Source organism: Peribacillus sp. NPDC056705 (genome assembly GCF_043656335.1).
Map to the genome: position 1 here is coordinate 30,251 of NZ_JBHTYI010000025.1, position 26,884 is coordinate 57,134.

A 26,884-nucleotide genomic window follows, 5' to 3' on the forward strand; every position below is an offset into this window, starting at 1 on the left:
CGATGTTAATTTATATTAATTTTATTTAAGTGTGATTTAATATATCGTTAAGGAGATTCAGTTATGGAAAATATAGATATTGGCAAGAAAGTTGAAAAATATAGAAAAGCTAAAGGATTGAGTAGTAGAGAGTTAGCGAAATTAGCTGAAATTACACCTTCAATGTTAAGCCAGATTGAACGGGGGCTGGCGAATCCTTCCATTCAAACCCTAAAGGTCTTAGCTAAAACCTTGAATGTTCCAACATTTAGTTTTTTTCTTGAAGAAACGATTACGGAGGATTTAATCGTTAGGTCCAGTAAACGTAAGAAAATGATCATTGATCATTTGTCTTATGAGTTATTGTCACCTGATTTTACGGGTAATCTAGCAACAGCGATTATGAAAGTTCCTCCAAATATCTCCTCGTCAGAAAGCCCTATTGAACATAGGGGGGAGGAAGTGGCCTATATTTTGGAAGGGAAAATCAAGCTGTACTTAGGCGAAGAAGAATATTTATTGGAAGCTGGTGATAGTGTGAAAATACCAGCAAATTTCAAACATAAATGGGAAAACAATTTTAGTCAGAATGCAGCTGTATTATTTTCAGTTACTCCCCCTGCGTTTTAATAAAAAAATTTTCTTTCACGATTGGGCGCGATTCTTTGATGAGGATCGCTTTTCTTATGGAACTAAAGGGGCAGATCAGGTTAAGAAGGACTATTTCATGAATAATGGAATTATAATAAATGGATAAATATTGAACTGTAGGTCCGGGCTTGCTTAAAAGTTGCTTGATTTTAATACTTTTGAATCAATTGCATAGTGAGGAGAATTTTAGTATGAAAATAAAATGGTTTGGACATTCTGCCTTTTTACTAACATCCGACAGTGGAACCAAAATTCTTATTGATCCATATCATCGTTTCATCGGTTATCGTATGCCGAGTGTTGAACCAGATATAGTTGCCGTTACACATAATCATTTCGATCACAATAAGATTGAAGCTGCAACAGGTGAATACTTGCTTGTTAATGAGCCGAAGGAATACATCCGCGAAGATGTAAGGATTAGTGGATTTAAGACATTTCACGACAAGGTAAATGGCGAGAAGAGAGGCCCCAATATTTTATATCGTTTCCAAATGGACGGGCTATCTATCTGTCACTGTGGAGATTTAGGGCATATATTATCAGAAGAACAAATAAATGAAATTGGAAAAGTGGACATTCTCATCATTCCTGTAGGAGGTACATTCACGATTAGTGCAATAGAAGCTGCTCAAGTGATGCGTCAATTGAAATCTACCATTACAATTCCCATGCACTATAGAACAAAGGCATTGTCAGTCGTTGGCCTGATGTTTTCAAAGGTAGATAAGTTTCTTCAGATTTCCGGACAGCGAACAACCGAAGCTGAGACATTGGATATTTCCAAAGAAAATTTGTCAGAATATGCTGGTGTCGTAACCATGCTGTATGAATGAATGGATGGATAAGAGGGCAGGTTAGTTCGAAAAGAAAAAGGGAAGATACTAATCAATGACGTTGAATCAATTAGACTTCCTCTTTATGTTATAAGGGGATAGAATATAAATAAAAAGGTGATTACAATTAAAAAAATAAAGAGTTTCCTATTTTTTCTTCTTGGGTCCATATCTCTTTTGATAGGTATTGCAGGGACTGTGTTACCAGTTCTGCCGGGCGGTCCATTTTACTTATTCGCTGCTTTTTGCTTTGCTAAAAGTTCCAAGAAGATTGAAAACTGGTTCAAAAGCACCTCATTATATGAAAAATACGTTGAAGCATTCCTGCAAAAAAAAGGTATGACTCGAAAAGAGAAAATCAGAATCAATGTAATTGCCGATTTCTTCATCGTAATTTCTGTATTTTATGTGGACATCCTGTTAGTGAAAATCTTATTGATAGCGCTCGCCCTCTACAAACATTATTATTTCATTAAAAAAATTAAGACAATCGACCCGAACAATACAAAACAAAGAGCTTTTTGAACCTTCAAATAAATGGTCCTTACTTCAATAAGGGAGTTGCTTCGGCAGCTCTTTTCCTATGGAATTAACGGGGCAGGGAGTAAAAAAATCAATGTATTCTGGATAAGAAGGCCGCCAATTGGCGGCCTTTTGAATGTAAAAAAGTACCCTTAATGGAGTATTGCAACATAACCATCAAGTTAAAATTCCATAACTCCTCCAGATTGAAATTTTTGGGCTCGTTTGTAAAAAACATAAGCACTTTTTCGTTTGGGATGCATTGTTTTCTTATGCAAATGGGCCCGCATGAAGCGGTGAATCATGATTTGCTCAGTGACAAAAATCCTTTAGTGTTTTGTTGTGAATTTTCAAAAAATAATATTGCAAAATGCAAACGATTCAAATAAAATCAATTTAAGGTAATTACGTTTTTTTAACCTTAAAATAAATATGCAATTGAGCTAATCCTTTTTGGCTAAGCTAAGTCCTAGTTGTTAGATTGGATTTTGTTCCATCCATTAGGTAAAGTTAGCTTCCCGATGTATTGCCTTAAAAATTTGAAAGGAGTTAATTATTCTAGGTACAGTACTAAGCTATCCATGTTTGCAAATAATAATATACCCCATTAAGAGAGAGGGAATTTCATGAATCAAGAACGATATTTGAAGAAGAAAATGGGCTTTTGGTCACTTACTGCATTATCTCTTGGAGGAATTATTGGATCAAGTTGGCTTTTTGGACCATGGAATACGGCAAAAATGGCTGGGCCAGCTGCTATTATGTCTTGGATTATTGCTGCATTCGTCATTACTCTAATAGCTCTTGTTTATGCTGAATTAGCAAGGGTAAGGCCAGAAACAGGTGGTTTAGGTCGTTATCCCCTTTATTCCCATGGGAAATTGCTTGCTACAGTGACTAGTTATTCGATTTGGCTTGGCTACTGTGCCACTGCACCCGTTGAATCATCGGGAGTTATTCAATACGCTAATGAGTTCTGGCCAGGCCTATATGATATATCTAAGGAGCAACTAACGACAACAGGAATTCTAGCATCGACTGTTTTAATGGTGTTCTTTGTTGTGGTGAACTATTTCGGAGTGAAATTATTTGCTGTCACGAATACCATTATTACAACGATTAAATTCATAGTACCTGTCCTAACCATCATTGCTTTTTTTATGACAGGGTTTCATGAAGAGAATTATACAAGTCATGGGTTTGCCCCTAATGGATATGGCGCAGGATTAAGCGCAATCTTAACTAGTGGTATATTTTTTGCCTATACAGGATTCGGGAATGTGGTAATGATGAGTGGCGAGGTAGTAAACCCAAGAAGGAATATTCCGCTTGCTCTTATTACATCTCTGTCAGTCTCAGCAATTTTATATGTTTTACTTCAAATCGTTTTTATAGGGGCCGTACCGCCCGAAATGCTAGCTAATGGTTGGAGCGGAATTAAATTTGACTCTCCATTTGCGAATTTAGCACTTATGGCGAATATGGTTTGGCTGTCTTGGACCATTACAGCGGACGCAATGATTTCCCCAACTGGATCGGCGCTTGCTTATACGGCTGGAACTTCAAGACATGTTTTTGGAATGGCGAAAAGTGGATTCCTCCCTTCTTATTTCGGAACTATTAATAAAAGATTTGGAGTCCCAACACGTGCACTCACTCTCAACTTCCTCATTGGGTTACTTTTCTTGTTCCCTTTAAAGAGTTGGACCGCAATTGTAGCAATCGTTGGAGCAATTGGTATTTTTAAATACGCCTCAGCATGTGTCACAGTAATGGTGTTTCGTAAGGTTGGTTTGACAAAAGACAACGGTATCCCAGGCATGAATTTTATTGCTCCTTTAGCCTTTGTTTTTGCCACTCTACTTATTTATTGGACAAATTGGAGTAGGGTTCAACTTGCAATTTGGGGATTAGCAATTGGAATTGTTGGATACTTAATTACTCATTTTATCAATAAATATAAATCGATGGAAATTATTGGTGGTATCTATCTCGTCATTTATATTCTGATGCTCGTTGGGATATCATCAATCGGAAATTTTGGTGGTAAGGGTATTATTCCAGAGCCATTTATGTCTTACATCGTGGCAATAATAGGATTCGTTTTTTACTATTTCGCTGTTTATAACGGAGTCTGGTACATGCGGAAAAAGGGGAATGTTCAAGAATTGATGGATATGGATAACAATTAAATGCAACTTCATTTTACAAAAGGAGAAATGGTTATGAAGCTTTGGGGCGGACGTTTTAGAAAAGAAGAAAATAAATTAATGGAGGACTTTAATAGTTCTCTTCATGTTGATATGAGGCTTTATTCTGAAGATATTAAAGGGAGTATTGCACATGTAAATATGCTTGTGAAATGTGAATTGCTTACCAAGGAAGAAGGAGAAAGTATTATTAAGTCACTTCTTTCTATATTGGAAGATATCGAGAGCGGAACATTAGTGATCGAAGGGGATTATGAAGATATTCATAGTTTTATTGAAGCGACATTAACTGAACGAATAGGTGAAACAGCAAAAAAACTCCATACAGCAAGAAGTCGAAATGATCAAGTTGCTTTAGATATCAGGCTTTACGCTAAAAATAAGGCGTTAGAAGTGATCGAGTATATTGAAGAACTTCAAAATAACCTTGAAGAAAAGGCAAAAGCAAACAATGTGATTATGCCCGGATACACCCATCTACAGCGAGCTCAAGTAGTAACTCTTAAGCACCATTTAATGGCCTACTTTAATATGCTGGATAGGGATCGAAAAAGAGTTCTTAATGCAATTGAAATTTTGAACGAAAGTCCACTGGGGTGTGGAGCATTGGCAGGGACGACTCATGTTATAGACCGGGAAATGACAGCAGAGGAGTTAGGATTTTCAAAACCTATAAACAATTTCCTCGATGGTGTTAGTGATAGAGATTTCCTTTTAGAATTAATGTCTAGTTTTTCGATCATCATGATGCATTTAAGCAGATTAAGTGAAGAACTGATTTTATGGAGCAGTCAAGAGTTCAAATTTATTAGTATTGATGACGCATATTCTACAGGTAGTAGCATTATGCCTCAAAAGAAAAATCCTGATGCAGCAGAGCTTATAAGAGGGAAAACAGGAAGAGTATATGGTTCTCTTACTTCACTTTTAACAACGATGAAAGGGTTACCATTGGCTTATAATAAAGATATGCAGGAAGATAAAGAACCATTTTTTGATGCATTGGATACAGTTTTGTCTTGTCTAGAAATTATGTCTAATATGATTTCTACCATGAAGGTTAATACTGAAAATATGAAAAAAGCTGTAAAATATGGCTTTCTCAATGCAACAGAAGTCGCTGATTATTTAGTTAGCAAAGGGGTTGCGTTTAGAGATGCCCACAGTATCGTTGGTTCTATTGTCATTTATTGTGAAGATCATAATAAAGCAATAGAAGAGCTGACTCTAGACGAATTGAAGAGCTTAAATCCATTAATCGAAGGGGACTTATATAACTTTATTGATTATCAAAATATATTAAATAAAGGCATTAAGGTGAACTTATTAAAATAATCTGGTTTTTCCAATTGAAGAGCTATTAGCATAGAAGATAAGTAAGATCTATGCTAATAGCTCTTTATATTTTTTTAAAACATAATAAATGTTTTTCCAATAGAAGAAGGATTAAACTTTAATTTCTTTCATTTTAAAGATAAGATTAAAGAAATTAAGTTTTGAACTAAGGAGAAAAATATGTATAAAATTGGGGTAGTTGGTCCTAATTCATCAGTTGAGCGCATTATTAATTTAGGTAAAGAATATGAGTCGATCATGGAATTTAAAGCCTACCCATATGAAGATTTTAGAGAAACTGAAAAAATCGTTTTGGAATTCAATAAAGATGTGGATGTCTGGTTTTTTTCAGGCCAAATTTCATATATGGTCGCAAAAAATACTGTGGGAATAGGGGAAAACCTATTATATATTCATCATACTGAATCAGGCATCTATAAAAGCCTTTTGCATATGGGCTATTTTCAAAAGGAATTTTTAAGTAAAGTAAGTATCGATGAAATAACTACAACCCATTTAGAACAGGCGTTAAAACAAATTGATATTACTCCAAAAGAAATGTACATAAAAAACTTCAATATTAATTCAAGCACGGAAGAATTAATCGCATTCCATCTTGATTTATGGAAAGCCGGAAAAACGGAAGGTGCAATAACTTGCTTCGAGGCTGTATATCTAAATTTAAAAGAAGCAGGAGTACCAACCTATCGAATATCTACAACTGATATGGAAATTCGGCAATCATTAAGAATTCTTGCAGAAAAATCGAGAACTTTTTACTTTAGAGACACCCAAATTGGTGTTCAAATTATTGAAATTGAACATTTTGAGAAAATATTTGAGAAAGCTAAAAGCTCGTACCATCTACAATTTTTAGAGATAAAATTAAAAGAAACTCTTCTTAGATTTTGTGAACAATTGGAGGGATCATTAGTCGAGAAGGGAAATGGCCGTTACTTTATCTTTAGTACACGGGGGACAATTGAATCCAAAATCAAAGATTTAAAAGATACTGTCTTTCTGTTGTCAAATGAATCCAATGCTACTGTAACCGTAGGAATTGGATATGGTCAAACACTTCACTCAGCAGAAATAAACGCTCAGCGTGCGATCCAACTTTCAAAAGAAAAGTCAGAGAAGGGCATCGTCATTGTACAAGAGGACGGAACAATGATCGAGTCTGCGGGTGAAGAGGAAGAATTGCGTTTTTCTTACCGGATAGATGACAAGGATTTTATGGAAAAACTAAAAAAAGCCAAAATAAGTGTGAAAAATTATAATAAATTATATGCTTTAGTTAACAGATTGAAACTGAACGATTTTACAATAAAAGATTTAACAACGCATCTCTATTGGGATGAAAGTAATGCACGGCGTATTGTAGTAAGTTTATGTGAAGTAGATTTAGCAGAAATCATAGGTGAGGAATCTTATTCTTCTCGAGGAAGACCAAGTAAAATTTATCGTTTAAAATAGCACCCATTTTTCGGGTGTTTTTAGACATTTAGCTTTTATCCCTGAGTGCAGCATTAAACTAGATCTTAAAATAACGCATGATTTTACCGTTATATTGCCAAAGGATTTCTATAAAGAAAATGAAATACAAGATAGCTCGGCTATTTAAAGGCATCCATTAAGGGTGCCTGATTTTTTTATGTGAACCTGACAACCGTATGGGCCTTTTTTTAATGCTTGTCTAGGCATATATATATATAAACAAATAAACTTAAAGGATGTTCCTTAGCTTTATATGAATATAACTTTCCAATTAAACCGGTTGCTTGTTACACACCGGAACAGACCAATTACCCTTATGCAACTAAAGGGGCAGGATTGTTCAATTAATATTGAATTCAAAGGTCACGAAATTTATTCATAAATTGTAACAGTATTTTAAGTCAAAAAAATCGTCCTTGGTAGATATATAAATAAGTGAATGTTTTTATGAATGGACCCAATGAGGTTTGGTATTTCCATTCATTTGCCCAATCTTAAATAATGGCTCTTTTCGTAAAGATTGTTGTTTTTAAAACGAAACGTTTTAAGGTTGATTGGAGCGCGAGTGCGAGACTCCTGCGGGAGCAGCGGGACAGGCGAGACCCCACAGGCGTTTACGCCGAGGAGGCTCACCGCCCGCCCCGCGGAAAGCGAGCATCTGGAGGGGAAATCAACCACACCACATTACTTGGTAAATAGCAACAAAGTATGCGAAAACAGCCTAAATAATCCACCCGCATGCAATGAAACCAGATTCCGAGGGAACAAATGGTTTTATTATAATTCCAATTGAATCATTGTAACTCCCTTGAGAATAAAAAATCCTAAAAAACCTACACCAATTTCAAGCTAAAAGTGAATTTTATGAAATTGGTTAAACTAGTGGATCGATTGATTCTTCAAGTTTATTATGGAAATGTTGACAAAGTCCACTAATTACAATAAAGTATTAGTGGATAAAGTCCACTAAAAAAGGAAGTCAACAATGAATATTAGTAAAAATACCATGGCTGATATACGGCAGTTCAATAGATTTTATACAAATATACTTGGTGTATTGGATAAGCATATTTTGGATACCGGGTATTCCTTCACTGAGGCACGGGTAATTTTAGAAATCGGTTTGATGGAGCAGTGTATAGCAAACAATTTGGTTGATAAGCTGGAAATTGATCGCAGCTATATGAGCAGAATAATTAGCAAGCTGAGTAAAGATGGACTGGTCATGAGGGAAAACTCGACCTTGGATAACAGGACTAGTTTGATTCGGTTGACCTCTAAAGGGATGACTCTTTTTAACCAGCTTAATGAAAGATCTGATGAACAAATAGTGAGGTTATTCCAAGGGTTATCACAAAATGAAATAAAAGAAATCCATGTTTCTATGATGTTCATTCAGAAGAAACTGGATAGTTTGGGGAGAATATAGGATGATACGTTTTGAAAATGATTATACAGAAGGTGCTCATGAGCGAATTCTGAAACGATTAATAGAAACCAATGAAGAACAAACACCCGGATATGGAGTGGATGAGCACTGTGAAAACGCGAGAGCTTACATTCGAAAAGAGTGTGATGCGGCGAATGCAGATATACACTTTTTAGTAGGGGGAACACAAACGAATACAACCATCATCGCTTCAATTTTGCGGCCGCATCAAGGTGCAGTTGCTGCAATTACCGGGCATATCGCGGGACATGAAACAGGAGCAATTGAAGCCACTGGTCATAAAGTGCTTACTTTGCCGAGTGATGATGGGAAAATTCAGGCTGAACAGGTGAAAGAATTATATGATGCTCACTGGAATGATGTTACTCATGAGCATATGGTACAGCCAGGCTTGGTTTACATATCTAACCCTACGGAAAATGGAACGACTTATAGTAAAGGAGAATTGGAAGCATTAAGTAAAGTTTGCCGGGAATGTGGTTTGCCATTGGTATTGGATGGAGCTAGATTAGGGTATGGTTTGGCTTCAAAAGACAGCGATTTAACCTTGGCAGATGTTGCAAGGCTATGTGATGTGTTCTATATAGGGGGAACGAAAGTTGGTGCAATGTTTGGTGAAGCGGCAGTCATCATGAATGATGCCCTCAAAAAGGATTTCCGGTACTTTATCAAGCAAAAGGGAGGATTACTGGCTAAAGGTAGACTATTGGGGATCCAGTTTGAAACCTTATTTGAAGATGGTTTATACTATGAAATTTCCAATCATGCCGTCGAAATGTCAATGATGATTCGAGAAGCATTTGTTGAAAATGGATTTTCATTACGATATGATTCCACATCAAATCAGCAGTTTCCGATTTTGCCTGAAGATGTAATTTTGGAATTAGGCAAAAAGTATTCATTCTCCTTTTGGGAAAAGGTCGATGCTGCACACAGTGCTGTAAGGTTTTGCACTAGTTGGGCTACGAAAAAAGAACATGTTGACATGCTGGTAGAGGATATCAAGGCAATAAAAAGAGAAAAAAATGGGCACGAATAGAGTTATATAGAGAGAATAGATATCTAAAAGAATGTTCGGCAAATATTGTTTCGATACAAGGTCGGTTTGTCGTGTTCGATCAAACCATTTTTTATCCAGGTTGCGGTGGGCAGCCTTGTGACCGAGGGGTTATTAAACAAGGTGATGATGAAACCTATAATATATTAACAGTAAAAAAACAGCTGCCAATTGTTATCCAATTAGCGGCTACTTTACTTCATTACCAGGAGCTGATCTAAAGCTCCTTTTCTTATGCAAAAAAAGGTTAGCTTTGCTGAAGAAGACCAGTTTGCGTTATGGTATAGTTTATTAAATTTGTTTGTAGTTTTATGGGGGAAATTTAATGTCAAATAAGTTGAAAGATGTAATGGGATTGTTTTTTGAAAAAAGTGAAAGTACAAAACCGTTTACTCTGATTAGATATTTAATGATAATATTAATGGGCTTGAATTTAATATTAGGAATAATAAATGAGTTTAATTTTAATTTCATAAAATATTTATTAATCTTATTAGGGGTTGGTTCAATAATAGACGCATTCGAAAAACTCTTAAAAAAGGAAAATAAGAGCCGGATATTAATTGATTTTGGTGTTGCGTTTGTATGGTTCACACTATTTTTCTTGTATTGAAATGTATGGTGATACAAGCAGGCCTTACTTCAATAAGGAGTTGCATTGGCAGCTCTATTTTTATGGAGCTAATGCCAGGTTGTTGAGTGATTTTTAAATGAGGATTGTGATCCGAATAAAAAAAACAACCAGTCATATAACGGGCTGTCTTTTGGCATTGGATTCAATTTAGTTGACAGTAAACATCCATAAAATGCCAAATTTATCCTTCAACGAACCGTGAAGTTTCGCAAAGAATGTTTCATGAAGATCCATATGTATAGATCCATCCTCTTTTAATAGGTTCCATGCCTTTCTGGCTTTTTCCTCCGAGTTAAGCTCCACGCTTACAACCACTTTGTCACTATCATTCAATTCGCGTTTTGAATCAGAACCCATAATAAATCCATCTTCTGTGATTCTTAATTGTGAGTAAAGAACAAGTTCCTTATCACTCTCTTCAACAGGAAAGTCTGGACTTGAAGGGAGATCGCTATATTTTTGCATCGCAATAAGTTCCCCGCCAAATGCCTCCATATAAAGTTTGAAAGCCTCTTCACATTCTCTGTTAAACATTAAATACGGTTTAATCATTTTCATTCCCCTTTGAATTAAAATTGGATTCCTTAGTGATAACTGCTAAAGTATAAACGAACATAGGTTCTGTTTTCAAGCGGAAACTTCTAAAACTTACACCTGTATCATTATGTACAAAAATATCATTGTTTTATTCTCCTCGTGCAACATGGTGAAATGGTTTCCATAATGGGAATGTGAGCAAAACTTATAATCATCTTCCACAATCGGGTGCGATCCTGGAAAAAGGTTTAGCGTTCATTTAGTACAACAAAACAAGAAAGCCATCATGGAAATAGAAAAGACCGATTCGCATCCACTTGCTATTCTAGGTTAATTCGAGATAACTAGTTTCTTCATTGTTTTTATTAAAGGCTCTTTTCGTAAAGCTTGTTGTTTTTAAAACTAAACGATTTAAGGTTGATTGGAGCGCAAGTGCGAGACTCCTGCGGGAGCAGCGGGACAGGCTCACCACCCGCGGAAAGCGGGCATCTGGAGGGGAAATCAACCACACAGCTTTACTTGGTAAATAGCACAAAGAATGCGAAAACAGCCTTATTAAAGGGCACTTTAATGGGGGAACGAAAAAAGCCCGATTTCTTTATATAGAAATTGGGCTTTTACTATTTGAATTCATTATCATTGTAAATCGGCATTTTCCTGACGTTAACCAAAAATGATCGTCTATTTGGATATCATTTTTTGGAGTCAATTGTCTTGTGGAATTTTTCTTCCTTTAATCATTGATAAAAAGGAAAAACTGTGGTAAATTTATATAGTTACACAACTTTGTGGGATTTTTGTATAAACTATCCCTATTTTAATTATACTCCATGAAGCCCTTTTCAGTCAACCCCTCTTTTTATTTTTTAAAGTAGTGTTTGATGAACATGGAACTTCACCAGGACCAAGAAAGAGTGTACCGCGCAATTGGTTGATCAGAGAATGATTTGTCTTGGTATTGAGCGATAAATGGGAGGGAAAGAAATGAAACCATATGTACTAGAGTTTCGGGAGATCGATAAAACGCAACTTTTACTCGCAGGAGGAAAAGGAGCGAATTTAGGGGAACTATCGAAGATTCAGGGAATACAAGTGCCAGAAGGATTTTGTGTTACGACAGAAGGTTATCAAAAAGCCCTTGAACAAAACGAAGCCTTCTGCGCATTGGTGGATCAACTAACACGGCTAAAAGTAGAGGATCGAGATCGAATTGGCGAGATCAGCAGGAAGATTCGGAAAATCATCATGGAAGTAGAAATTCCTTCCGATGTAGTGAAGGCTGTTGCTCACCATCTCTCCCTGTTTGGTGATGAACATGCTTATGCAGTGCGTTCTAGTGCGACTGCTGAGGATTTGCCACATGCCTCTTTTGCTGGTCAACAAGACACCTATTTAAATATCATCGGCGTCGATGCCATCATTCAGCATATCAGCAAATGTTGGGCTTCCCTGTTTACGGATCGCGCGGTAATTTACCGTATGCAAAATGGATTTGACCACAATCAGGTTTATTTATCCGTTATCGTTCAAAGGATGGTCTTCCCACAGGCTTCAGGGATTTTATTTACCGCTGATCCGATTACTTCTAACCGAAAGCTGCTATCGATCGATGCGAGTTTTGGACTTGGAGAAGCATTGGTCTCCGGTTTGGTCTCTGCTGATAACTATAAAGTGCAAGAAGAGAAAATCGTCGATAAGAGGATAGCAACCAAAAAATTGGCTATCCATGGACTAAAAGAAGGCGGAACGGAGACCCAGCAGATCGATCCCGATCGGCAAAAGGCTCAAACTCTTACTGAACAACAAATATTACAACTAGCACGCACAGGAAGACAGATCGAAGCTTACTTTGGCTGCCCGCAAGATATCGAATGGTGTTTGGTTGATGATACATTTTATATTGTCCAGAGCCGGCCCATCACTACTTTGCATCCCATTCCTGAAGCAAATGATCAGGAGAATCACGTGTATGTATCTGTTGGTCACCAACAAATGATGACCGATTCCATGAAACCGCTGGGATTGTCCTTTTTCCTGTTAACGACTAATGCACCCATGCGTAAAGCTGGTGGAAGGTTATTTGTTGATGTCACACATATGCTGGCTTCACCTGACAGCAGAAATATGTTATTAGATGGCATGGGACAACACGATCCGCTCATGAAAGGCGCACTCATTACCATAATAGAGCGAGGAGATTTCATAAAACCCTTACCAAATGATAAGGAAGGGCAGGGTTCCGGTAAAAGCAATAAAAGTGTGTCGTCCGCGGATTCTAGGGCACAAATCGAAAACGACCCGACAATCGTTTCTGATTTGATTAAGAGCAGTCAACTATCGATAGAAGAGTTAAAACAAAACATCCAAACGAAATCAGGATCGGATTTACTCGATTTTATTCTGGAAGATATCCAGATATTAAAGAAGATTTTATTTGACCCAAAAAGTTCAGCTGTGTTTATGGCTGCTATGAATGCTTCATCATGGATCAATGAAAAAATGAACAAGTGGTTAGGTGAAAAAAACGCAGCAGATACGCTTTCTCAATCTGTACCAAACAATATTACTTCGGAAATGGGTCTGGCGCTATTGGATATCGCAGATGTGATTCGTCCTTATCCAGAAGTAATTGATTATTTACAACATGTAAAAGATGATAACTTTTTGGATGAGCTGGTTAAGTTTGATGGTGGACAGGAAACCCAAGACGCTATCCATGATTATCTCCGCAAATACGGAATGCGATGTACCGGAGAAATCGATATTACTAAAACTCGTTGGAGCGAAAAACCATCTACACTCATCCCTATGATTCTCAGCAATATCAAAAACTTTGAGCCTAATGCCAGCAATCGGAAATTTGAGCAAGGGCGACAGGAAGCTTTGAAAAAAGAACAAGAGTTATTAGATCGATTGAAGCAATTACCGGATGGTGAACAAAAAGCCAAAGAAACAAAACGAATGATCAGCCTAGTCCGGAATTTCATCGGTTATCGGGAATATCCAAAATATGGCATGGTTAATCGCTACTTCGTTTATAAGCAGGCTTTACTGAAAGAAGCCGAACAACTCTTACAAGCCAAAGTCATTCGTGAAAAAGAAGATATATACTACCTCACTTTTGAAGAACTTCACGAAGTCGTACGCACAAATCAATTGGATTATAAGATCATCAGCAAACGTAAAGAAGAGTACAAATTATATGAAAAACTAACTCCGCCACGTGTTATCACGTCTGATGGTGAAATCATTGTGGGTGAGTACAAACGAGAAAATCTGCCAGCCGAAGCTATTGTAGGTCTACCTGTTTCTTCCGGAGTTATTGAGGGAAGGGCACGTGTCATCTTAAACATGGAAGATGCGGATTTAGATGAGGGAGATATATTGGTCACCCCCTTTACCGACCCTAGCTGGACACCATTGTTTGTTTCCATAAAAGGTCTAATTACCGAGGTTGGCGGACTGATGACCCATGGAGCAGTTATCGCGCGTGAATATGGCTTACCTGCGGTTGTCGGGGTGGAAAATGCCACCAAGATCATAAGAGACGGTCAACGAATTCGCGTGCATGGAACAGAAGGGTATATCGAAATAATATAATTCATTACATGTAAATCATAAAAGGAGAGCATTTGCTTTCATGTAGTAACCAAAGCCCCATTTCCCGCCTGCAGCACCGGGAATGGGGCTTTTTTATATTTCGATTTTAATAACGTCGTAAATTCGCGGTTATCTATTCAAGTGAAGCTATTTTAGCTTGTTCGAATCTCTTGTAGGGGAACCGTTCTGGGGAAATTTGTTTCCGTTTACTCACAATAGCCTCTGGAGTTGGACGCACTCTCTCAGCAAGTCACAAAGCCTGCGTTGGAACGTAGGGCACTCGCTTTTCCCGCAGGAGTCTCGTACCTTGCATTCCAATCAACTTTTTAGATATCTTTAAGACAAAGCAAGAATTTTGAGCATGCGTGAACTATTATTCCTTTATGATATCCAACTCTTTCAGGGCATCAAGTGTAATCGTTTTGGCTTTGCTTCCGCTGCCGTCCATGTTCGTTGCGAAGGCCCATTTGCCTTTGTCCGTTTCGATGTAACCCACATACCAGCCCAATCCCATATCAGAAAGGCGTGTACCGGTTTTTCCATGGAGGACATATGAGTCTGCTTCTTCATTGATCATGATTCTCTTTACGGTTCTCATATGCTGCTTATCGATAGGCAGTTTTTCCTCTACAAGGTTTTCGATGAATTGGACTTGTTCCCGGGCAGAAATCTTTATGCTGCTGTCGAGCCAGAACTGATCGATCCCACCGGAGATATCACGATTGCCGTAATTGATCAGGTTCACATATTTCTGCATGTTTTCCGCCCCGATATCGCGGGCCATTGCTTGATAATACCAGATCACGGAATGCCTCATGGCTGAAGCCAGCGTATGATCTCTGTTCCAATCCTCAAATTCCCTGATTACGCCATCCCAGCGCTTCACTTCATACTCATCGCTCACCGCTTTTGTCTGTAGACCGATTAATGCATTCGCGACTTTGAATGTAGATTCTGGGGTATAGCGTACTTTACTTTTCTGTTTGTTATAGATATATACTTTATCATTTTTTAAGTTTTGGAGAACCATCGTGCCTTCCGCACCATCGAAAGACTCCCCGATATCCAGTTCTTTCACCTTTTGATCGTTTGCACTTGCTTGAATCGTACCCATGGAACCAGTGACTAGCAGGACAAGAATGAAATATAACGTTTTGATTTTCATTACACACTCTCCTTTAAGGCTGGATTGATACATCATCAGAAGTAATTTCCATAAAATAGGTTAATGGATAAAGTATACCTATTCCCGATAAAAAACGAAACCTAATTCTTGGATACTATCTAGATAGTATCTGTCAAGGAGGAATGCAGCGGCTGGCTAATGAGTGTATAGAGCAAATGCCAGAATGGATAAAGGGAGGAATCTATCATGAGGGTTAACCGAAGAAAAGTAAATAGTAATGAAAAAGAAATTACATACACACATATTGAAAACGGAAGTCCAGCCGTGTGTTTTATGTTTTCAGGTGCGGGGTACACGTATGAGATGCCGTTATTCTATTATTCGACGATGGTGATGCTTCAAAATCAGTATGATGTCGTGCATGTTCATTACGCTTACGATCAGGATATTTTCAAGCATCCATTGGTAGATATAACAAAAGTGATCGTTAATGATATAAATCCCGTCATTACGGAAGTACTTCAAAACCATGAATATCAAGGAACGGTGTTCTTAGGTAAATCACTTGGAACCATCCCCATCATCAACGGAATTATGAAAAGTGAGCGGTTTATGAAAGCCAAAATGATTTTGCTTACGCCCCTATTGAAATTCGATCCGATTTTTGATGGATTATTGAGCAGCATCATTCAGCACATATAGTTATTTTTTGATCTCCAATCATATGATTTGTACTGGGGAAAACTGGCGGAATTAGCCGCGAGTGCCCGGGTTCCTTTCCCTTAAAGGTAACGGAACATGATAGTGGAAGGATAAAATGTTATATTAAAGGTATTGATGACTAATCATTTGGTTTTAGAAAGGAGAAACCATGGAAGGAACCAATACATTTCATTCAATTGATGAATATATTATACAATTTCCCGAAGAAGTTCAGGAGATACTGCTAACGTTGAGAAAAGTCATAAAGGATGCAGCGCCGGATGCAGAAGAAAAGATAAGCTATCAAATGCCTACCTTTGTTTTATATGGAAATCTGGTACATTTCGCTGCCTATAAAAAACATATTGGATTCTATCCGACCCCTAGCGCAATCACTTCGTTTGAATCTGCTTTAACGGAATATAAATGTTCAAAAGGGGCCGTTCAGTTTCCGCTAAACAAGCCAATTCCTTATGAATTAATAACCGAGATGGTTATATTTAGAGTGGAAGAGAACATAAAGAAAAAAGCGGAAGGCAAATCAAAAAAGAATAAATAATAGAAATGATTATCAGAATTAATCAAATATTCGTGAGATTCAAGACCGAAAGAGAAGGGTGGAAATAGTATGTTCAAAAAATTATTCAGTAAAAAAGAAAGTGTGGAACAGCTGCTTGCTCCTATTAATGGACAAGTAATAAATATTGAAGATGTTCCAGATCCGGTGTTTTCCGGTAAAATGATGGGGGACGGAATAGCGATACTTCCTGAGGAGGGGTTGGTCGTATCTCCAATCGATGCAGAAGTAATCCAGGTTTTTCATACTAAACATGCAATGGGCCTCCGCACAAAGCATGGCATTGAATTGTTGATTCATATTGGATTGGAAACAGTTAACCTTAATGGTGAGGGATTTGAAGTCCATGTCGCAGAAGGGCAAAATGTAAAAGCAGGAGACAAGCTTGTTACATTTGATATCGATCTGATAAAGTCCAAAGCCCCAAGCATCGTAACTCCGATTGTTGTCACGAATGGCGAGCTAGTTGAAAAATTGGAAAAAACAAATAGCACCCAAGCGAATATAAACGAAACACAGATTATGAGTGTTTATTTGAAGTAGGAAGATTTTATGGTGATCTCTCCTTTTATGCTGCAAGCAGGATAATCGAAAAATGCAGCGAATAGTAGGTGAGTGAACAAATAAATCAAGCGAGGGTGAATTGGATGGGAGTTCAAGCGGAAAAGATTTTTGTAAACTTGCCTGTTAAAGATTTGGATGCCTCAGTAGAATTTTTCACAAAGGTCGGCTTTGTGTTTAACGAGCAAATGACCAATGAAAATGCAACATGCATGGTTATCAGCGAGTCCATATATGTCATGTTATTGGTGGAAGATTACTTTAAAACGTTTACGAAGAAGGAAATCCCGAATTCAGCAGCGAGTACGGAAGCCATCGTCGCCCTGTCCGTTAAAAGTAAGGAAGAAGTCGATGAAATCGTGAATAGGGCACTGGATGCTGGCGGAAAGCCTTTCAATGAAGCCATTGATCATGGTTTCATGTACGGTTGGAGTTTTCTTGATATCGACGGGCATTCTTGGGAAGTATTTTACATGGACGAAAGCGGATTTAATCAAAATTAAATGAAATGCAAGACACAGTCCTTTCCGAAGGACTGTGGGCCGCGGATAAAGCCAATCAAATGGGATATCAGCTCATTTTATGCAATACCGATGAGGATTACGAAATAGAGAGTGAATATATCGATGCATTGATTTCAAAACGGGTGGATGGTGTAATCATTGCACCAACAGGCGATCAATCGATGAAAAATTTAAAGAAATTAATTAAAAACAGGGTTCCATTTACATTGATAGATAGGCAAATTCAAGATGTTTCTTGTGATCGGGTACTTGGTGATAACTATGAAGGAACGAAAAAGCTTCTTCAGCATCTCATCGATTTTGGACACGAACGAATCGCTATGGTTCATGGTCCGCTAACGATCTCCACTTCGAAAGAGCGTTATCAGGCCTATATTGAAACGCTGAAAATAAATGATTTGACCATCGATCACTCTTTCGTCATAGAGACCCATTACAAACAGGAAAAGCAATGGAACGGCATTGACGGATTGATGAATGTCCCGCCCTCTGAGCGGCCAACGGCGATTTTTGCCGCCAACAATTTCATTGCCATCAAAATTATAAAAAGTTTACGAGAAAAACAGATTAAAGTCCCTGAAGACATTGCCGTCGTTTGCTTTGACGACTTAGAATTATTCTCGGACTTCGATCCCTTTTTAACCGTATCTTCACAGCCTGCTTACGATTTCGGATATTTAGGAACACAATTAGTGATCGAGCGAGTGGATGAAGTCGGTCCTGTCGACTATCGGACAATCAATTTAAAGCCTGAATTGGTAATCAGGAAATCAGCTGGAGCTCCTATTAAATAATAGGAGTTTTTGGTTTTGCCAAAGAAAAAGTGTTCAAATAGGTAAATTCAGATTTTCAACCATTGATTCACTGAATTCAGGGGTATGTTCAATATAAAAGGAATAACTATCCTTAGATAGAAATGGTTTCTTGGAGCCATCTGAAAAAGTGTGATCCATTTGTTTTGATAGGTCATTAATAAAACGATTATCGGGTGTACCGAATGTCACCGCCATCTTTGGTGGTAAGGCCTTCATGGCAATAGGAATCCAAGGCCTTAGTTTTGAAACCACTATTGCATGTGCTGTTCCGCTAATGACGAAATTAAATATATCTTGATCTTTTTCCGTTTTCATACCAAAGTGACTTTTCAGCCACTCTCGTAAGTTTGGTACCGAATCCACAGGGAAGCCAATCTCTCTTAAATAAAGTATTTGTAGCATACCGGATGCCTTCAGTTCATCTTCATTCACATAACCATGGGCAATAATTTCGAGAAGGTTACCATCTCCATCACGAAAATATAAATTTTTTCTACCGTTCGTTTCGTCCATATACTGACCCTGTTCTTGGCTTAGGACCAATAATCCGGATTGTTGCACAAATGCAGCGACTTCATCAAAATGAGAATAGGGGACTTGAAAAGCAAAGTGTGCTGGAGAAATGGGTTCAAACGCTTCTTTAAAACTTAACGTCGTAAAGGGCGTAAGCTGAAACTGAATAAAGTCTTTAGATTCAAATAGAATGGGAAACTGCAGGCGTTTAGCATAGCATTGCTTTACGCCCTCTATAGATACTGTCAGTAATTCTAAATCCGCGAAATGAGTAATCAAAAATTTTCCCCCTTAAACTTCTATTTTGCTATATCTCCTATTTTTTACTAAAATTATCTATTTAGCAAGCGATACATCGATAGTTTAATTGTTAATAATTAACTATATATGATACTATTTTTTGTAGTTTGTTTTTGTGGGAGAGGTTTGAGATGAAGCGGATTTTCCGTAGTAAATTATTTTATTTATTAATCTTTTTGGTTACTTTGGGAATTGTGCTGGTTTTTAATAATGATAAAGAACGGACTGAGAAATTAACTGAAGATGAATTTTTTACAACTTTAGAAGATGGGAAAGTGACATTTTTAAAGGTGGAGCCACAAAATAGTGTTTATGAAATAAGAGGCCGGTTGGCAGGGTATGAAAGGGATCAATACTTTATCGCATCTGTACCAGATAGTAAAATTTGGCAAGACAGAATGAATCACGCCATAAAGGAACATGATATAGAAAAAATAGAGTTTACCCCAGAAAACAAAGAGACAAGTGGATGGGTCACCTTTTTTACAACGACCATTCCGTTCGTAATCATTTTCATCCTGTTCTTGGTCGTTTTACTATTTACAGTTGTAATAAAAAGATTGAACCGTCCTAGTTAATAATGAAACTTTCGAAGATAAACCTGTAGATTTCGTCGATATATTTCTAATTTCGGAGATAAACCTATAGAATTCGTCGATATTTCTGATGAGTGGTGGCTTCTGCAAAAAAAAAGAAAATGATATTGAAGGTTGCTGAATAGTTTGATAGAATAAAATAAATGAAAAAGACTATGTGCAACTGGCGAAACACGGATAACCGTGAGGGAACACATAGTGTCGTAGCCGTTCGCCTGGGCAGAGGTAAGGGATTTTATCCCTTGCCTCTTTCTGTATATTAATAGATAGTGAAGGATTAAAGTATGCAGATTTTCATGGGCTTAAGAATCCTGTCAGTATTTTGAAATTTCAAAACTATCATAAGCAAAAGAGGAGCAAACAAAATGAGCACATTACTTTTAGAAAAAGTCAAAACGATCAAAGCGTTAAATAATATTGCCGAAAGCGGGCTGAATGTATTCAATAAAGGCGAATTCAAGGTCGACAATGACAGTGAAAACCCCGATGCGATCGTTCTTCGCAGCTTTAACATGCATACTATGGAATTCGGCGATCAGTTAAAGGCAATTGCAAGGGCAGGGGCTGGAGTCAATAATATTCCGGTCGATAAATGCACGGAGCAAGGAATTGTCGTTTTCAATACACCTGGTGCTAACGCAAACGCTGTAAAAGAAATGGTGCTGACGTCATTAATGGCTTCATCTCGTAACCTTTTTGCAGGTGTGGCTTGGACTAAGGCGCTTGAAGGCGAAGGAGAACAAATTCCAAAGCTTGTTGAAGCAGGAAAGAAACAATTCGTTGGTAAAGAAATCAAGGGTAAAACTCTTGGCGTAATCGGTTTAGGTGCAATCGGTGCACTTGTAGCGAATGATGCCCTGGATTTGGACATGGATGTCATTGGGTTTGACCCGTTCATCTCTGTTGATACAGCTTGGAACTTGTCCCGCAATGTACAGCGCGCCATGACAATTGAAGAATTGTTTGCAGAATCTGATTATATTACAGTACACGTTCCATTAACTGACGACACAAGAGGAATGTTTAACCAAGAAACATTCAGCATCATGAAGCCGGGCGTACATATCTTGAATTTCTCACGCGGCGAGCTAGTGAATGAAGATGATATGCAAGCTGCACTTGAAAGCGGAGTAGTAGGCAAGTTCATTACTGACTTCCCGAATGAAAACGTGTTGAAAATGAAAAATGTCGTTCCAATTCCGCATCTTGGGGCCTCTACGCTTGAATCAGAGGAAAACTGTGCCATCATGGCAGCCCGTCAGTTGAAGAACTTTTTAGAAACAGGGAACATCAAGAACTCTGTGAACTTCCCAAATACTTCCCTTCCTTATACAGGAAACCGTCGTGTGGCAACTTTCCACGAAAACGTTCCGAACATGGTTGGGCAAATCACACTGGCTGTATCTGGCTTTAATCTGAACATCGCTGACATGGTTAACAGAAGCCGTGGGGGATATGCATATACGATCATCGACATTGACGGTGAAGTAAACGGCGATATCATTCCTGGCTTGGAAGAAAAAATCAAACAAATCGAAGGCATCGTTACAACTCGCATTATCTAATTTGAACAGGAAGACTTTCTTGCTCAAATAATAAGTGAAAGCCCCAATTCCTTTACGGAGCTGGGGCTTTTTTTACGTCTTGTTATTGGTTTTTGTAATAGAAATGCCAAGTTATTGCGTGTTGAGAACCCAGGGTTTAAAACGAACACATCCTGGCAGCTCCATACATTCAATTGAGATCAAAACATCCCCCATCACGAATTGCTAAGCATAGAAATTCTTCAATCAAAAACCTGTTATGGTTTCACATCCGGATTTTCTTCATAATGTACAAACAACATCAAGTAGATGGCGAATAGAAGATGCAAATAAAGTGGAATATTCTTATCGTTTTGAACGACAACAAATATGTAAATTCCATATAGCAAAATTGGAATGGTTAAAAGGATTCTCAGCTTAGTCATAGGTCATCCTCCCAGTTATCCTCGAATAATAATACATCAAGCAGTTGAGCCACTTGAAAATCATTTTCTGCTATTGCTTTCATTAAACTTGCACAATAATTTTCCTTAAGAACATCTGCTGGTTTCATAGTTTCATCCCCTTAGTTTACAGAATATTCTGTCGATCGTATTACTACAATAGTATGAAGGACAGGGGAAATGATGTCAATCTATATTCCATTTGTACTCATTTTGAGTTAAAGTTTCTACCAAAATCACTATCTCATATAAATATCTACTTAGTGGGATGGGCAAAAAGGCATATGTCTTTATTCAGAAGACCCCTCAAACAGGATAAGCAATGCTTTCAGTTGAATTGCAAGTGAAAGTGCCAAGGGGTCACTTGGTGCGAACCTGAATCAATATAATCTCCAAATGCTCATCCATCCTGTCAGTTCAATAAGGCGCTTGGTAATTTGCTATCGTAAAAGAATCGTCCCAATGAGATACAGAGACGATTCCTTATGGTAAACACGATTTCTGCACAGCATGATTACCCTATATCAACTTCCCTACAAATTATGATGAAGGATACTCGATGTTAAAAAAACTCCAACAGGAGGTAATTGCTCGGTATAGGCGCTACCGCTAGCAGGAAATTGATTCAAAGGTATATCAGTGGTGGCAATCCAAGACCCAGATTCACCTGCTTGCAGAGAGGGAGGCTTCATGAGAAAACGTCCTTGTAGAATAAAATGCCGAATCCTAATCTGGTTATCGTCAATCATGGTTAAATTGCCAGAGAATGTGGCATAAGGTGAATCAAATGAGATTTGTTTAGTGCTTTCATTCCAAAATCCATTAATCGGAATAGGTATACCCCGAAAATTAATTGTACCCATTACCCTGTTATCCGTAATAGAGTTAATGGAAAATGTACCCAAAATGATCGTTCTGCCAGCTATTGAAGCGTGGATACCCCATACTGATGGGAATGGAAAGCTAACCGAAGCAGTACCCTGTGAAGTTACCAATGCTATGCCCTCCCTTAAATGCTGTTTATGTTCTGAGGAAGCTCTCCTTGTTTAAAGATACAATCCAGTATATGCAGCACGGGCAGAATAATCCAATAAACAAAGGTGATGTATTACATCCCTGCCTGAAAAAAGGATTGAACGGGTCGCGAGGAATGGAATGAAGGGAAATGAGGTAAATACGGCGAAAGTAATCTATAGAAATGTGTTGAAGAAAAGCAGCACTCTTGAAAAAAGAAATGGTATAAATCTTAAAAAACTTTAAAGGAGTGACGAATATGCATAATAAGGATTGTTCCAAAAGGTGTCAGTGTTTCATCGTACCTAACTATATTCTTGAGAATTTGGCACAAAATGAAGTGGAAGAAGCACGGATCAGTTTAGCGAAAAGCCGTCAAATGCGCAGGCGCAGAATCTTTAAAGAATATGATATTGACGGTGTTATCGCTTTAACGGATGCAGGATCTGAACGTCAAGGTGAATCAGCCCGACATGTTTACGATTGTAAAGGGCGAACGAAACTCCGGCAGAATGAGGCAAGGAAAGAAGGAGATCGATCAAGTGCAGACCCTGTTGTTAACGCTGCATACGATTATAGCGGAGTTGTGCGTGACTATTTCAAGGATGTCCTGCACCGTAATTCAATTGATAACCAAGGCCTTGATCTCATTCTGAACGTTCATTATGGGAATAAATTCACGAATGCCTATTGGGACGGAGATGAAATGGTATTTGGTGACGGCGATGGGGTCATCTTTAGCAATTTTGCCAATTCACTCGATGTAATTGGACACGAACTGACACATGGGGTTACGCAGTTCACAAGCGGATTGGAGTATGAAGGTCAGTCCGGGGCTTTGAATGAACATCTTTCAGATGTGTTTGGAGTTGCCATAAAACAATTTCACTTAAAGCAAACGGCAGGAGAAGCCGATTGGCTAATCGGTGCTGATATAATGGGGCCAACACTGAAAGGGCAGGCACTCCGTTCGATGAAGGCGCCAGGTACTGCATTTGACAATAAGTTAATGGGTAAAGATATTCAGCCAGATCATATGAAGAACTTCTATAAAGGAGAACGCGATAATCATGGTGTCCATATCAATAGCGGCATACCAAACAAGGCCTTTTATCTAGTATCCATGGAGATCGGAACGGACAAGGCGGCTTTGATCTGGTATAATGCGATGCAGAATTTATTTGCAACGGCGAACTTCAATCAATTCGTGCAAATTGTCATCAAAGCAGCGCAAAAACTCGTTGATAGCGGAGAAGTGCCTGAAACAGCCATAGGAACAATTGAAAATGCTTTTAAAGCAGTTGGATTGCCTGAGTAGGCATATTCCATGAATAGGAGGACTCATCTAACATGCATATCAAATTTAGCTGCATAGGAGGATTTGCCAACCTCGACTTGAATTTCCAGATAGATACAGATGAATTGCCAATAGAGCAAAAGGAAGAATTGCAGAACTTAATGATGACAGCTGATCTTCCTAATGCTGCCGAAAGCAAAAAAGTAAAAGCGCAAGGATTCGACGCGTTTTCATACCAACTGGATATAGCGGATGAAAAGAAGAAGCAGTCTTTCTCTTTTACTGACATAACAGCTCCAGAGGAAGTGCGGCCCTTATTGGATTATTTACGGAATTTAGCGATTGAAAAAAAGATGGCAGAATAACCACGTCAAAAAAAGTCTATCATCACGATAGGCTTTTTTTGACGTATCTTAAAACTTCACAAAAATGTCATTTCATTTCACTTTTTGGCTGTTTGTTCTCTAAATGGACACAAAATAACAAGGAAATCGCGATCTGAGCAGCAGATATTAAAAGGAAATTCGAGATTTTTTATAGAGTGAGCCAATTAAACAGGCAATGCAGCCACAAAAGGGAAAGAATTCTGATAGAGGTAAAATCAGATTGATTTTACAAAAAATACATAAAATAGGATAATGGTCGCATGGAGGTGAGTGACATATCTGAAAGGAAAGTGCGAGAGACGGAAATAAAAACCCCTAGGTGAGGACGTCCTGGAAGACATCACCTAAGGGCTTGCGAGCAGGAGTATACCTGCCTCTATGTCCAGTATACTCCAAAAAAAATGAATAGGGAAATGGGGAGTGAATGGAATGATGATACGAAAAAACTATTTATTGAATATGGAAACGGTCGGAATGATGGAGCATTATGATTCCAATGGTGTGGAGATGACCACGGTAGTGGAAGGAGAGAACACATTCCATGTAGCCCAACCGCGACAGGAAATCCTGAATAACACGCTAAACCACTTTGGGCTTGATCTGGATGGAGGACTTGCAGCAGCCAAATCCGTGCTTGGCGGTAAATACAGGCTGCCTGTCTGCATAAACGCCCAGCTGGGAATGGTCTGGTTCTCATCCCGATCATTCCGGAAAAGGGGAGGGATCTGGTTTTCCTACATCCATATTAGAGATCTCGAGGAAATGAACGAAAAAGAAACATTGGTCCACACAAACTACGGACATTGCCTTCCTGTAAACTTAAGCAAAAATCAGCTCTCATTCAAAAGGGATCAAGCCTCCTATTTGCAAACGACCTTCCATGAACGCTCATTAGGCAGAAAGACCTTTTATTACGAGCCGGGAAGCGGAATCACCTTTTGCAAAGAACCTGGGGAGGTCCATTACAGAGTGAAAGGGAAGGAATAATTAAATCAATGAGAAGAAGATCGCCGAATTGGCGGTCTTTTTTTAGAAATAGATCAAGGGAGAGCGGGTTTAATTTTAAATATGGAAATATAGTTATTGTAAAAAATGAAATGATACATTATGATTAGTAAAAAGTTAATTTTAGGAAAGGGAGTTCGTATTTTGAAACGATTATTTGCTATTTTACTATCTTTTGGACTAGTTTTGGGTCTCTCGTTTGGCGCGAATGATGTTGCCGGTGCCAAAACAAAGGTGAAGACGTATAAAAACTGTACAGCATTGAATAAAGACTACAAAGGAGGCGTGGCTCGTACATCTTCCGTTAAAAATAAAGGAGGAAAAACGAAATACAAACCTTATGTTTCAAAGGCGCTATATGATGCCAATAAAAAAAGCGATCGTGACAAAGACTTGATCGCTTGTGAGAAATAAGGATTATTCTAAGAGACCTTTTAAAAGAAGGTCTCTTTTTATTTGGCTGTTCTAGCATACTTTGTTGCTATTTACCAAGTAGTGAGGTGTGGTTGATTTCCCCTTCAGATGCTCGCTTTCCGCGGGGCGGGCGGTGAGCCTCCTCGGCGTAAACGCCTGTGGGGTCTCACTTGTCCCGATGCTCCCGCAGGAGTCTCGCACTTCCGCTCCAATCAACCTTAAATCGGTTCATTTTAAAAACAACATTTACGAAAAGAGCCTTTTATTTAGATTGCTGCTTTACATAAATGTTAAGCACTCGGGCGGTGAGTCCATTACAGGGTGAAAGGGAAGGGATAATTAAACCAATAAGAGGAAGACCGCCGAATTGGCGGTCTTTTGTATTTCCAACATATCATTGATCGTTTCTGTGCCTTCTAGTTTAGTTTTAATGAACTCGATCTAAGTTCTGGGATTTCCGCTTCAGGCACGCGCTTTTCCCTCTGGAGTCCCGTACCTTCCGTTCCAATCCACTATGTTTTTAAAAATTCTCTTTTTTATTTTTGGCTGTTCTCGCATACTTTGTTGCTATTTACCAAGTAAAGCGGTGTGGTTGATTTCCCCTTCAAATGCTCGCTTTCCGCGGGGCGGGCGGTGAGCCTCCTCGGCGTAAACGCCTGTGGGGTCTCACCTATCCCGCTGCTCCCGCAGGAGTCTCGCACTTGCGCTTCAATCAACCTTAAATTGTTTTGTTATAAAAACAACAATCTTTACGAAAAG

At 38.4% G+C, this 26,884-nt stretch carries 28 protein-coding genes and 1 riboswitch; of the genes, 22 read left to right on the forward strand and 6 right to left on the reverse strand.

Annotated elements, in window-relative coordinates:
- The first annotated feature begins 63 nt into the window (after nt 1-63).
- The 10 genes from ACFRAK_RS21420 to ACFRAK_RS21465 all read left to right on the forward strand — a co-directional run bounded on the left by ACFRAK_RS21420 (nt 64) and on the right by ACFRAK_RS21465 (nt 10,150).
- Nucleotides 64-609, forward strand: a complete 546-nt coding sequence (locus ACFRAK_RS21420; RefSeq protein ID WP_394572466.1) for a helix-turn-helix domain-containing protein — start codon at nt 64-66, stop codon at nt 607-609.
- 212 nt (nt 610-821) lie between these two features.
- A complete protein-coding gene (locus tag ACFRAK_RS21425; RefSeq protein ID WP_394572467.1) occupies nt 822-1,466 on the forward strand; it encodes an MBL fold metallo-hydrolase in 645 nt (214 codons plus the stop codon).
- A 117-nt stretch (nt 1,467-1,583) separates the two neighbouring features.
- Nucleotides 1,584-1,991: a YbaN family protein gene (locus ACFRAK_RS21430; protein ID WP_394572468.1), complete on the forward strand. Its 408-nt coding sequence runs from the start codon at nt 1,584-1,586 to the stop codon at nt 1,989-1,991.
- Nucleotides 1,992-2,614: 623 nt separating this feature from the next.
- Entirely contained in the window at nt 2,615-4,180 is a 1,566-nt protein-coding gene (locus ACFRAK_RS21435; RefSeq protein ID WP_387706870.1) for an APC family permease, read from the forward strand.
- A gap of 33 nt (nt 4,181-4,213) precedes the next feature.
- Complete coding sequence (gene argH / locus ACFRAK_RS21440; RefSeq protein ID WP_387706868.1) at nt 4,214-5,533, forward strand: argininosuccinate lyase; 1,320 nt, start codon at nt 4,214-4,216, stop codon at nt 5,531-5,533.
- Between the two features lie 180 nt (nt 5,534-5,713).
- The gene (locus ACFRAK_RS21445) at nt 5,714-7,009 is read left to right on the forward strand and encodes a hypothetical protein (protein WP_387706866.1); all 1,296 of its coding nucleotides are present in this window, start codon (nt 5,714-5,716) and stop codon (nt 7,007-7,009) included.
- 1,006 nt (nt 7,010-8,015) lie between these two features.
- Nucleotides 8,016-8,459 (forward strand): MarR family winged helix-turn-helix transcriptional regulator, encoded by a 444-nt coding sequence (locus ACFRAK_RS21450; RefSeq protein WP_387603645.1) that lies wholly within the window; start codon nt 8,016-8,018, stop codon nt 8,457-8,459.
- A gap of 1 nt (nt 8,460) precedes the next feature.
- Nucleotides 8,461-9,519 (forward strand): threonine aldolase family protein, encoded by a 1,059-nt coding sequence (locus ACFRAK_RS21455; protein WP_387603648.1) that lies wholly within the window; start codon nt 8,461-8,463, stop codon nt 9,517-9,519.
- Entirely contained in the window at nt 9,516-9,758 is a 243-nt protein-coding gene (locus ACFRAK_RS21460) for an alanine--tRNA ligase-related protein (RefSeq protein ID WP_394572480.1), read from the forward strand. Before ACFRAK_RS21455 ends, ACFRAK_RS21460 begins: the two co-directional genes overlap by 4 nt.
- A 104-nt stretch (nt 9,759-9,862) precedes the next feature.
- Nucleotides 9,863-10,150 (forward strand): hypothetical protein, encoded by a 288-nt coding sequence (locus tag ACFRAK_RS21465; RefSeq protein ID WP_394572469.1) that lies wholly within the window; start codon nt 9,863-9,865, stop codon nt 10,148-10,150.
- 168 nt (nt 10,151-10,318) lie between these two features.
- Here the strand turns inward: ACFRAK_RS21465 and ACFRAK_RS21470 are convergent, their stop codons facing one another.
- Nucleotides 10,319-10,723 carry a VOC family protein gene (locus ACFRAK_RS21470; RefSeq protein ID WP_394572471.1) on the reverse strand — a complete coding sequence of 135 codons (405 nt, stop codon included), beginning with the start codon at nt 10,721-10,723 and terminating at the stop codon, nt 10,319-10,321.
- 969 nt (nt 10,724-11,692) lie between these two features.
- Here ACFRAK_RS21470 and ppsA point away from each other — a divergent pair.
- Nucleotides 11,693-14,308 (forward strand): phosphoenolpyruvate synthase, encoded by a 2,616-nt coding sequence (ppsA, locus tag ACFRAK_RS21475; protein WP_394572472.1) that lies wholly within the window; start codon nt 11,693-11,695, stop codon nt 14,306-14,308.
- Between the two features lie 373 nt (nt 14,309-14,681).
- Here the strand turns inward: ppsA and blaOXA are convergent, their stop codons facing one another.
- Entirely contained in the window at nt 14,682-15,473 is a 792-nt protein-coding gene (blaOXA, locus tag ACFRAK_RS21480) for a class D beta-lactamase (RefSeq protein ID WP_394572473.1), read from the reverse strand.
- Between the two features lie 207 nt (nt 15,474-15,680).
- Here blaOXA and ACFRAK_RS21485 point away from each other — a divergent pair, with 207 nt between their 5' ends.
- The 5 genes from ACFRAK_RS21485 to ACFRAK_RS21505 all read left to right on the forward strand — a co-directional run bounded on the left by ACFRAK_RS21485 (nt 15,681) and on the right by ACFRAK_RS21505 (nt 18,592).
- Nucleotides 15,681-16,136, forward strand: coding sequence for a hypothetical protein (locus ACFRAK_RS21485; RefSeq protein WP_394572474.1), 456 nt, complete (start codon nt 15,681-15,683; stop codon nt 16,134-16,136).
- A gap of 169 nt (nt 16,137-16,305) precedes the next feature.
- A complete protein-coding gene (locus ACFRAK_RS21490) occupies nt 16,306-16,695 on the forward strand; it encodes an iron chaperone (RefSeq protein WP_387603665.1) in 390 nt (129 codons plus the stop codon).
- Nucleotides 16,696-16,764: 69 nt separating this feature from the next.
- Complete coding sequence (locus tag ACFRAK_RS21495; protein ID WP_260287038.1) at nt 16,765-17,256, forward strand: PTS sugar transporter subunit IIA; 492 nt, start codon at nt 16,765-16,767, stop codon at nt 17,254-17,256.
- Nucleotides 17,257-17,360: 104 nt separating this feature from the next.
- A complete protein-coding gene (locus tag ACFRAK_RS21500; protein WP_387603671.1) occupies nt 17,361-17,777 on the forward strand; it encodes a VOC family protein in 417 nt (138 codons plus the stop codon).
- A 5-nt stretch (nt 17,778-17,782) separates the two neighbouring features.
- On the forward strand, nt 17,783-18,592 hold the full coding sequence (locus ACFRAK_RS21505; RefSeq protein WP_394572475.1) for a substrate-binding domain-containing protein: 810 nt from the start codon (nt 17,783-17,785) through the stop codon (nt 18,590-18,592).
- 33 nt (nt 18,593-18,625) lie between these two features.
- On the opposite strand, the gene ACFRAK_RS21510 is transcribed toward ACFRAK_RS21505, so the two are convergent.
- Nucleotides 18,626-19,405 carry a VOC family protein gene (locus ACFRAK_RS21510; RefSeq protein ID WP_394572476.1) on the reverse strand — a complete coding sequence of 260 codons (780 nt, stop codon included), beginning with the start codon at nt 19,403-19,405 and terminating at the stop codon, nt 18,626-18,628.
- Between the two features lie 152 nt (nt 19,406-19,557).
- Here ACFRAK_RS21510 and ACFRAK_RS21515 point away from each other — a divergent pair, with 152 nt between their 5' ends.
- Entirely contained in the window at nt 19,558-20,004 is a 447-nt protein-coding gene (locus ACFRAK_RS21515; RefSeq protein ID WP_394572477.1) for an ATP-dependent metallopeptidase FtsH/Yme1/Tma family protein, read from the forward strand.
- A gap of 167 nt (nt 20,005-20,171) precedes the next feature.
- Nucleotides 20,172-20,250, forward strand: a riboswitch (ZMP/ZTP riboswitch).
- A 137-nt stretch (nt 20,251-20,387) separates the two neighbouring features.
- A complete protein-coding gene (locus ACFRAK_RS21520) occupies nt 20,388-21,587 on the forward strand; it encodes a phosphoglycerate dehydrogenase (protein ID WP_387603686.1) in 1,200 nt (399 codons plus the stop codon).
- A gap of 236 nt (nt 21,588-21,823) precedes the next feature.
- Here ACFRAK_RS21520 and ACFRAK_RS21525 read toward each other — a convergent pair whose 3' ends face one another.
- The 3 genes from ACFRAK_RS21525 to ACFRAK_RS21535 all read right to left on the reverse strand — a co-directional run bounded on the left by ACFRAK_RS21525 (nt 21,824) and on the right by ACFRAK_RS21535 (nt 23,004).
- Nucleotides 21,824-21,991, reverse strand: coding sequence for a hypothetical protein (locus ACFRAK_RS21525; RefSeq protein ID WP_192206401.1), 168 nt, complete (start codon nt 21,989-21,991; stop codon nt 21,824-21,826).
- Nucleotides 21,988-22,119, reverse strand: a complete 132-nt coding sequence (locus ACFRAK_RS21530; protein ID WP_387706587.1) for a hypothetical protein — start codon at nt 22,117-22,119, stop codon at nt 21,988-21,990. Before ACFRAK_RS21530 ends, ACFRAK_RS21525 begins: the two co-directional genes overlap by 4 nt.
- A 423-nt stretch (nt 22,120-22,542) precedes the next feature.
- Nucleotides 22,543-23,004 carry a hypothetical protein gene (locus tag ACFRAK_RS21535; RefSeq protein WP_387603692.1) on the reverse strand — a complete coding sequence of 154 codons (462 nt, stop codon included), beginning with the start codon at nt 23,002-23,004 and terminating at the stop codon, nt 22,543-22,545.
- Nucleotides 23,005-23,282: 278 nt separating this feature from the next.
- Between ACFRAK_RS21535 and ACFRAK_RS21540 the strand changes: the two genes are divergently transcribed.
- From ACFRAK_RS21540 to ACFRAK_RS21555, 4 genes are all read left to right on the forward strand, one after another.
- Nucleotides 23,283-24,341 carry a M4 family metallopeptidase gene (locus tag ACFRAK_RS21540; protein ID WP_387603695.1) on the forward strand — a complete coding sequence of 353 codons (1,059 nt, stop codon included), beginning with the start codon at nt 23,283-23,285 and terminating at the stop codon, nt 24,339-24,341.
- A 32-nt stretch (nt 24,342-24,373) separates the two neighbouring features.
- Nucleotides 24,374-24,685 carry a protealysin inhibitor emfourin gene (locus ACFRAK_RS21545; RefSeq protein WP_394572478.1) on the forward strand — a complete coding sequence of 104 codons (312 nt, stop codon included), beginning with the start codon at nt 24,374-24,376 and terminating at the stop codon, nt 24,683-24,685.
- Between the two features lie 450 nt (nt 24,686-25,135).
- On the forward strand, nt 25,136-25,693 hold the full coding sequence (locus ACFRAK_RS21550; protein ID WP_387706583.1) for a competence protein ComK: 558 nt from the start codon (nt 25,136-25,138) through the stop codon (nt 25,691-25,693).
- A 120-nt stretch (nt 25,694-25,813) separates the two neighbouring features.
- Complete coding sequence (locus ACFRAK_RS21555; protein ID WP_387603704.1) at nt 25,814-26,125, forward strand: excalibur calcium-binding domain-containing protein; 312 nt, start codon at nt 25,814-25,816, stop codon at nt 26,123-26,125.
- Nucleotides 26,126-26,884 lie beyond the last annotated feature (759 nt).